The sequence below is a fragment of the Frankia sp. CeRuru1 genome (assembly GCF_977966315.1).
Genome location: NZ_CDWWEW010000103.1, coordinates 1 through 8,822, shown reverse-complemented (window position 1 = coordinate 8,822; position 8,822 = coordinate 1). Strand labels below are relative to the sequence as shown.

Annotated in this window: 8 protein-coding genes; 7 read left to right on the top strand and 1 reads right to left on the bottom strand. The window is 70.7% G+C overall.

Annotation, left to right across the window (positions count from 1 at the left end):
* The 7 genes from AC08OP_RS10110 to AC08OP_RS10080 all read left to right on the top strand — a co-directional run.
* A partial coding sequence (locus tag AC08OP_RS10110; protein WP_476613956.1) for a cupredoxin domain-containing protein occupies positions 1-634 on the top strand: 634 nt, incomplete at its 5' end.
* Between the two features lie 42 nt (positions 635-676).
* Positions 677-898: a heavy-metal-associated domain-containing protein gene (locus tag AC08OP_RS10105; RefSeq protein ID WP_476613955.1), complete on the top strand. Its 222-nt coding sequence runs from the start codon at positions 677-679 to the stop codon at positions 896-898.
* 238 nt (positions 899-1,136) lie between these two features.
* Complete coding sequence (locus AC08OP_RS10100) at positions 1,137-1,838, top strand: hypothetical protein (protein WP_476613954.1); 702 nt, start codon at positions 1,137-1,139, stop codon at positions 1,836-1,838.
* 210 nt (positions 1,839-2,048) lie between these two features.
* Positions 2,049-2,255, top strand: coding sequence for a heavy-metal-associated domain-containing protein (locus AC08OP_RS10095; protein ID WP_476613953.1), 207 nt, complete (start codon positions 2,049-2,051; stop codon positions 2,253-2,255).
* Positions 2,256-2,279: 24 nt separating this feature from the next.
* Complete coding sequence (locus tag AC08OP_RS10090; protein WP_476613952.1) at positions 2,280-3,251, top strand: hypothetical protein; 972 nt, start codon at positions 2,280-2,282, stop codon at positions 3,249-3,251.
* 23 nt (positions 3,252-3,274) lie between these two features.
* The gene (locus AC08OP_RS10085) at positions 3,275-5,641 is read left to right on the top strand and encodes a heavy metal translocating P-type ATPase (protein ID WP_476613951.1); all 2,367 of its coding nucleotides are present in this window, start codon (positions 3,275-3,277) and stop codon (positions 5,639-5,641) included.
* 972 nt (positions 5,642-6,613) lie between these two features.
* Positions 6,614-8,191, top strand: coding sequence for an AAA family ATPase (locus tag AC08OP_RS10080; RefSeq protein ID WP_476613950.1), 1,578 nt, complete (start codon positions 6,614-6,616; stop codon positions 8,189-8,191).
* A gap of 31 nt (positions 8,192-8,222) precedes the next feature.
* Here AC08OP_RS10080 and AC08OP_RS10075 read toward each other — a convergent pair.
* A partial coding sequence (locus tag AC08OP_RS10075) for a transposase (protein WP_476613949.1) occupies positions 8,223-8,822 on the bottom strand: 600 nt, incomplete at its 5' end.

Below are 8,822 nucleotides of genomic sequence, written 5' to 3'. Positions count from 1 at the left end.
GGCCGCTCTGGCGCCGGCGCTGCTCGGCCTGGCTACTGTCCTCATCCCGTGCGGAGTGACGCTGTCGGTGGAGGCGCTCGCGCTCGCGTCCGGCTCCGCGCTGGCGGGCGCGGCGACGATGGGTGTGTTCGTGCTCGGCACGGGCCCGCTGTTCGCCGTTCTCGGCTACGCCGCCCGCAAGGCCGCGACCGCGTGGCGCAGCCGGCTGGCCGTGGTCACCGGGCTGGTCGTGCTGGCGATGGGGCTCTACACCCTCAACGGCGGCCTGCAGCTCGCCGGATCGCCGCTGGCCGCCAACCGGCTCGCCGAGCCCCTCGGGCTCACCCGGCAGCAGCCGGCTGACACGTCCGCCGCGTCGACCGCCGAGGGACGCCAGACCGTGGAGATCACGGCCCACGCCGACTCCTACAGCCCAGGCAACGTCCAGGCACGCGCCGGTGTGCCCACGACGTTGGTCGTGCACTCGGACAACGTCCGGGGCTGCATCCAGTCGTTCGTCATCCCGGACCGCGACGTCGCGAAGATCCTGCCCGTCCAGGGCGAAACGACGATCGACCTCGGAGTGCTGGAGCCCGGCACGCTGCGCTATGCCTGCGGCATGGGAATGTACACCGGGCTCATCACCGTCGTCTGAACAAGTCCTCCTCGGTTGAAGAAGAATATGAGGGAGCCGATAATGTCTGCGACCACACACGTTTTCCGCGTCGAAGGAATGCACTGCGGCAGCTGCGCGCTGCTCATCGACGACGCCCTGGAGGATCTGCCAGGCGTCCGCCGCACCCAGACGACCCTGAAGCAGGGCCGCACCACGGTCGAGCTGGAACTGAGCCAGAGCGGTCCGCAGGACGTGGTCAAGGCGATCGAAGAACTCGGCTACCAGGCATCGCCGCTGACATGACGGATCAGGCGGCGACGCGAGGACCCGTGACGAGCAGACTGTACTTCCTGTCCCCGCATGGGTTCGCCATACCACTTGCCACCGGGGAGGCCGGCATGATCCGCATGCTGTCCTTCATGACCGGATGAGCCGAGCAGTGGACGCTCCACCGACCACACCGCTCGTCATCCGCCGCACCACACATCACGTTCCGCAAGGGAGGCACGCGGCGGGACGGAGAAGAGCCGACGCTCGGATCATGACCGACGCTCGGATCATGGCCGACGTCGGGGCGGGCCGGATCGTGGCGGCGTTCGCCTCCGCTGGCGCCGCCGCCACGCATGCCGCGGTCGCGCCGGCCCATCTCGCCGACTGGCCGTTGTCGGGTGTTTTCTTCTTCGCGACGGCGGTATTCCAGGCCGGCTGGGCCCTCGCGGTGATGCGCGGTGCGGGGTCGCGGACGATGGCAGCCGGCTTTCTGGTCAACGGGGGGTCGATCCTCCTGTGGGCCCTCAGCCGCACGACGGGGTTCCCCGTCGGCCCGCACGCCGGAATTCCCGAACAGGTCGACAGAGTCGACCTCACCACGGTCGCCTTCGAGGTGGTCGTCTGCGTCCTTGCTGTGGGCTGTCTGCGGTCGCGCCAGGCGCGGGGGTTCCGCTCCTCGTTCAGCGCGGCGGTCGTGATCGGATCTGTCGGCGCCGGGATCGCCGGCTTCGCCGTGCCGGCGGTCGAACTCGCTGGAGCACACAGCCATGGCCACGGCAGCCACGACATGACCGACGAAGCCGTGCCGCATTCTCACGGTCCCGACGAGAAGACCGCGGAGGCCCCGCACGACGGCGCAGGTGAGACACCCCCCTCACCGCCTCCGGGCGACGAGTCCGGCGCCCAGGAGCAACCTTCTCAACCCGCCACCAGCCACACCCATCCTCCAGGCACCGCGCCACACGACGATTGACCCTCATACGCCAAACGGGCGGGCGTGGAGCAAGAGCCGTCCGGCGATCCTGCTGATAAGCGAGGGACCGATGGCGTTGTCCGCTTCACATCACATACCCCCCCGGGGTATGCTCCCAGTAACGGTGAGTCGATGAGAGGACACCGTTGCCGTCATGGCCCCCGTCCAGTCCTGACGCGACGCCCTCGAACATCCCGGAAGGAACGTCTGATGAGCGAGACCACCTACACCGTGACCGGTATGACCTGCGGACACTGCGTCGCCTCGGTCACCGAGGAGGTCAGCGAGATCCAGGGCGTGACGAACGTGGCGGTGGACCTGCCTTCCGGCGCGGTCACCGTCACCAGCGACCGGCAGCTCGACCCGGCCGAGGTGCGCGCCGCGGTCGAGGAGGCGGGCTACCAGTTCGTCAGCTGAGGTGCCCGAAGGAGCGCGTGCGAGATGAACACTGGAACGAAGCTGTCCGCCTTCGGCGCAGGGCTCGTCCTGGTCGCCACGGCGGCATACGGCGTGGGCAACGCCGTCGGCCCCTTGAGCACGGCCGACGCGGAGGTCGAGCACGTCTCCGCGGCGGACGCCGATCACGGGGGTGACCATGGCGGCACCACCCCGGATTCCGAGCCGGAGCTGCCGGGGGGGCTCGCGTCGAGCGCGGGCGGCTACACGCTCGTGCCCGCCGAATCGGCCCTGAACCCGAAGGCCGTCGAGGACTTCACCTTCCGGATCGTGGGACCGGACCGGGCCACTGTCACCGCGTTCGACGTCGAGCACGACAAGCGGATGCACCTGATCGTGGTGCGCCGGGACGGCACCGGGTTCCAGCACCTGCATCCCGGGATGGCGCCGGACGGGACCTGGTCGGTCCCGCTCGCCGTGCCCGCCGCCGGCTCCTACCGGGCATTCGCCGACTTCACCCCCACCGGCGGGACGGGCACCACGCTCGGCGTCGACCTGAGCGCGCCGGGCCTGTTCGAGCCGGTCACCCACGTGCCGTCGCGTACGGCGACGGTGGACCGCTACGAGGTGACGCTCAGCGGCGAGCTAGTCGGCGGGCAAGCCTCGCCGCTCACCCTCACCGTCCGCGAGGACGGCCGGCCGGTGACGGACCTGGAGCCCTACCTCGGCGCCTACGGCCACCTCGTCGCGCTGCGCGAGACAGACCTGGCCTACCTGCACGTCCACCCCGACGGTGCGACCGGCGACCGGCGACCGGCAGCCGGTCCGAAGATCCCGTTCGTCGCGGAAGTGCCCAGCGCCGGCAGCTACCGGCTGTTCCTGGACTTCCAGCACGACGGGGTCGTCCGCACGGCGCAGTTCACCGTGCCCACCGGACCGGCCCCGCCGGACGCCGACGCGTCGCCATCGGAGGGAACGCCCGATGCCGGGCACGTCGACGACGGCCACGGGCACTGATCGCGAGAGGAGGGCCGGCGCCCATGAGCACCAGCGCGACGGCTGGCACGAACACGGCCACCACGGCGGCGAACCCCGCCGACGCCGCGGTGACCGAGATCGAACTGTCGATCGGCGGGATGACCTGCGCGTCGTGCGCGCACCGCGTCGAGCGCAGGCTCAACAAGATCGACGGTGTCACCGCCACGGTCAACTACGCCACCGAGAAGGCCCGGGTGAGCGCCCCGGGCGGCGTCGACCCGGGCGTGCTGGTGGCCCAGGTCGAGGCGGCCGGCTACACCGCCGAACTGCCCCGGCCGCGGGCGGCGGACACAGAAGCGGCCGCCGGTGCGGCCGCCGGTACGGCCGACGCCGAACCGGACCCGACACGGCCGCTGCGCCAGCGCCTGATCGCCAGCGCAGTGCTGGCGGTGCCGGTGGTCGCGATGGCGATGGTCCCGGCGCTGCAGTTCACCAACTGGCAGTGGTACTCCCTCGCGCTGGCGAGCCCCGTCGTGACCTGGGCCGCCTGGCCGTTCCACCGAGCCGCGTGGACCAATCTCCGGCACGGCGCGGCCACGATGGACACCTTGATCTCGATCGGGGTCGGCGCGGCGTTCGTCTGGTCTTCGTACGCGTTGCAGTTCGGCACCGCCGGAACGCCGGGCATGGTGCACCCCTTCGAGCTGACGATCGCTCGCGGCGACGGCACCGGCAACATCTACCTGGAGGTCGCCGCCGGAGTCACCACGTTCATACTCGCCGGTCGCTACTTCGAGGCACGCGCGAAGCGGCGTGCCGGCGCGGCGCTGCGGGCGCTGCTGGAACTCGGCGCCAAGGACGTCGCGCTCCTGCGCGACGGAACCGAGGTGCGCGTCCCGATCGGCCAGCTAGCCGTCGGCGACCGGTTCGTCGTCCGGCCCGGGGAGCGGATCGCCACCGACGGCGTGGTCGAAGAAGGCTCGTCCGCCATCGACGCCTCGATGCTGACCGGCGAGTCCGTTCCGGTCGAAGTGGCACCGGGCGACGCGGTGACCGGAGCGACAGTCAATGCCGGCGGGCGGCTGATCGTGCGCGCCACCCGGGTCGGCGGCGACACCCAGCTGGCCCAGATGGCGAAGCTCGTCGAGGAGGCCCAGAACGGCAAGGCCGCCGCGCAGCGGCTCGCCGACCGGATCTCCGGCGTGTTCGTACCGGTCGTCATCGCCCTGGCCGCCGCCACCCTGGCCTTCTGGCTCGGGGCAGGCGCCGACGCTGCGGAGGCGTTCACCGCCGCGGTCGCCGTGCTGGTCATCGCCTGCCCGTGCGCGCTCGGGCTGGCCACGCCGACCGCGCTGCTGGTCGGCACCGGGCGGGGCGCGCAGCTCGGCATCCTGATCAAGGGCCCCGAGGTGCTGGAGTCCACGCGACGGGTCGACACGATCGTGCTGGACAAGACCGGAACGGTCACCACCGGCCGGATGAGCCTGGTCGAGGTCCACGTCGCCGCCGGCGTCGACGAGGCGGAGGCACTACGGCTGGCCGGCGCACTGGAGAACGCCTCGGAACATCCGATCGCCGCAGCGATCATGCGCGGGGCCCGCGACCAGGTCGGCAGCCTGCCCGACGTCGAACAGTTCACCAACCTGGAAGGACTCGGCGTGCAGGGCGTCGTCGACGGGCACGCCGTGCTCGTCGGGCGCTCGGCGCTGCTGGACGAGTGGAGCCAGCCGCTTCCCCCGGACCTCGCCACGGCCAAGTCCGCCGCCGAGGAAGCCGGCCGCACCGCCGTCGGCGTCGCCTGGGACGGCCGGGCCCGCGCCGTGCTCGTCGTCGCGGACGTGGTCAAACCCACCTCGGCGCAGGCTGTCACCCAGCTTCGCCGCCTGGGACTGACCCCGGTCCTGCTCACCGGCGACAACACGACGGTCGCCCGAGCGGTGGCCTCGGAAGTGGGCATTGACGCCGGCCCTGACACCGTCGTCGCGGAGGTCCTGCCCACCGGCAAGGTCGACGTGGTCAAGCGCCTGCAGGCCGAGGGCAAGGTGGTTGCGATGGTCGGCGACGGCGTCAACGACGCCCCCGCCCTCGCCCAGGCCGACCTCGGCCTGGCCATGGGCACCGGCACGGACGTCGCGATCGAGGCCAGCGACCTCACCCTCGTCCGGGGCGACCTCCGGGCCGCGGTCGACGCGATCCGGCTGTCCCGCCGCACCCTGGCGACGATCAAAGGAAACCTGTTCTGGGCGTTCTCGTACAACGTCGCCGCGCTGCCCCTGGCCGCGGCCGGCCTGCTCAACCCCATGATCGCCGGAGCCGCCATGGCGTTCAGCTCAGTGTTCGTCGTCGCGAACAGCCTGCGACTGCGGCGTTTCACCGGCCAGATCGACGATCCGCCAGCGACGACAGCTGCGCGGAACCTGTCAACCTGATCGAGACAAGATCTTGTAGGAATTACTGAGCTGGCTGTTCTGTGGCGGTGGCGGGCTGGGCCGGGATCGTTCCGGGTGGGTTGATCCAGGCGGGTGCCGGCAGCGGTGGTGGCGCGGGCGGCCGGCGGACGAACCGTTTCGTCGGGTAGCCAGACGTCGACGAGTGTGCCGAAGTCCTCCTCGGCGAAGGGGAACGCGCGGTTCATCGCCGTCACCAGGCGCCGGGCGGCCGCGTCGTCGAAGCCTGGAACGTTCGGCCTGAGGTGTTCGACGGCCTCGGCGAGGATTGCGGAACTCCAGCAGGCCGCGGTCCATCAGCTTGCGGACCTGGGGACGTGACATGCCTAGCAGCACCGCCGCCTCCGTCGGCGTAACCTCGGCGGCGCGAGGGGTCACGACGAGTTCCTCGCCTCTCACCCGGGCGTCGAGCAACCGCGAGACCAGTTCAGCCGTCTCGCGGGAGAGTGCCACCCGCACCTCTCCACTGGACATCGCCAGGGCGCGGTGCAGAGCCTCGGCATCGCGTAGCAGCAGCTCTGTCATGCCAGCCTCATCCGCTCCACGTGCACCAACTGCACCACGACACGGCGACACGGCGGCGTGCATCCGCCGCGCCAGGCGGAGCGAACCGGATCTTGTCGCCGATTACCAATGCGTCCACGCCCCGAAGTGACCCCGCCATTCATGGTGGAGGAGGAACGCCGGCGGTCGCTGTCCACGGAAGCGGGATCACTCCATTCTTCCGCTTACGAGACACGGGCACGGCGCCGAATCGTACCCTGGCGCCCGCGCGCTCTGGTGGGGCAGCTGGGTGGCGGCGAGCGTGGTCGGCCGCTCGGGTGGCCCGGGCTGAGATCGTCGATCTCCGTGTGCCTGCTGCGTAGGGTGGTGGGCGGAGCGCTTCCCTGCTGGTGGCCCCGGGACCCGCGGAATTGCGAAGCGATTTCGGGGGAATGGAGGAGGTGACGATCGGTGAGTCGCCGGTTCCAGACGGCTGGTCCGTGCCGCCCGGGGATCGACTACATGATCCCGGCGCTGTCGCGGCTACCGGAGGTGCCCGGTCTCGTCGAGCAGGAGGGGTACTTCGTCGTGCACGCGCCGCGGCAGACGGGGAAGACGACGACGCTGCAGGCTCTCGCGGACGAGCTGACCGCGCGGGGGCGGTACGCGGCCGTGCTGTTCTCCTGCGAGGTCGGCCGGGCGGCACACGACGACTACGGCCGCGCGGCGCGGGGCATTCTCCAGATGATCCGCGAGGCCGCCGAGGACGCGCTCCCGACGGAGCTGCGCCCGCCGCAATGGCCCGACGCCCCAGACGAGACCCTGCTGGGCACGGCACTGCGCGCGTGGGCGCGGGCCTGCCCACGGCCCCTGGTGCTGTTCTTCGACGAGATCGACGCCTTGCAGGGGCAGAGCCTGCTCAGCATCCTAAGCCAGCTGCGCAACGGCTACCGTGGTCGCCCCAGCCAGTTCCCGGCGTCGATCGCGCTGTGCGGCCTGCGCGACATCCGCGACTACAAGTCGGCCGCGGGTGGCGACCCGTCCCGATTGGGGACGTCCAGCCCTTTCAACATCAAGCTGGAGTCGCTGCGGCTGGGGGACTTCACCCCGGACGAGGTCGCCGAACTCTACGGCCAGCACACCGCGGACACCGGGCAGGAGTTCACGCCAGCGGCGGTGGCGCGGGCCTACGAGCTGACCGCCGGTCAACCGTGGCTGGTCAACGCACTCGCGCGTGAGATCGTCGTGAAGCTGGCGGTGCCGGCCTCGGCGCCGATCACGGTCGACCACCTGGAGCAGGCCAAGGAACGACTGATCCTTGCCCGGGCGACCCACCTGGACTCCCTGGCGGCCCGGCTTGCCGAGCCCCGTGTCCGCCGGATCGTGCAGCCGCTGCTGGCCGGCGACCTCATCCAACTCAACCCCTATGACGACGACCTCGCCTACACCCGCGACCTCGGCCTGATCGCCCCAAAGAATCCGGTGCGGATCGCCAACCCGATCTACCGTGAGGTCATCGTCCGGGTCCTGACCTCACAGGTCGAGGCCAACGTCGTCGCCGACCCCCGCAGCTTCGTCCGGTCAGACGGCCGTTTCGACTTCCAGATGCTGCTGCGGGAGTTCGCCGAGTTCTGGATCGAACACGGCGATGTCCTCACGTCGACCGAGCACTACCACGAGGTCGCCCCGCAGCTCGTCCTCATGGGATTCCTCCAACGCGTCGTCAACGGTGGCGGCTATGTGGAACGCGAGTACGGCGTCGGCGCCGGGCGGATCGACCTGCTCGTGCGATGGCCCTACACGGATCAGGGCGGCAAACGCCGCTGGCAGCGCGAGGCCCTCGAGCTCAAGGTCTGGCACCCGGGCAAGGCAAACCCGCTGCGCCAGGGCCTGGCCCAGCTCGACCGCTACCTCGACCGTATCGGCCTCGACGCTGGGACCCTCATCCTCTTCGACCGCCGCCCAGGCGCAGCGGACATCACCGAACGCACCCAGTTCGATACGGTCACCACACCGACGGGCCGCGCTGTAACCCTCCTGCGAGCCTAAGTGGTTGGCGCTGGAAGTTCCTCGGGGGTCGTCAGGCGGCCTCGGGCACGGGCTGACGGACGGCCGCTGCGGGTTCCTGGTCCGGGAGCCGGGCGAGGTGCCGGGCGAGATCGGCGGCGGTGTACTTCCACTTGAACGGCGTCGCGGTCACGTTGTAGCGGGCGATGAATGCCTGCAGCGTGGCCGCGAGCGCCTCGGTGCTGGCGAAGTCGTTCGGGGACACGACCTTCCGCTGGATGACCGAGAAGAAGATCTCTACCTGGTTCAGCCAGGAGGCGTGGACCGGGGTGTGGATCAGCACGCAGGTCGGATGTGCCTTCTTCAGTCGTTTGATCGAGGCCTGGCCGCGGTGGTCGGAGCCGTTGTCCACGATCACGAATACCCGAGGCGCGTCGCGGTAACGGGGCATGGCCATGAGCTGGTCCATCAGGGCCGCGAACGGGGCGATGCCGGTCGTCGGCGGCGTCGTCGCGATGACCTGCCCGGTGTGCACGTCGAGCGCGGCGAGCAGCGCGAGCGCGCCGTGGCGTTCGTACTCGTGCTCGACGCGCATGACCCGCCCCGGGGCGGGTGGGGCCGTGGGGTGGACCCGGGCGCGTACCTGGATCGACGGCTTCGCGTCGATGGAGAT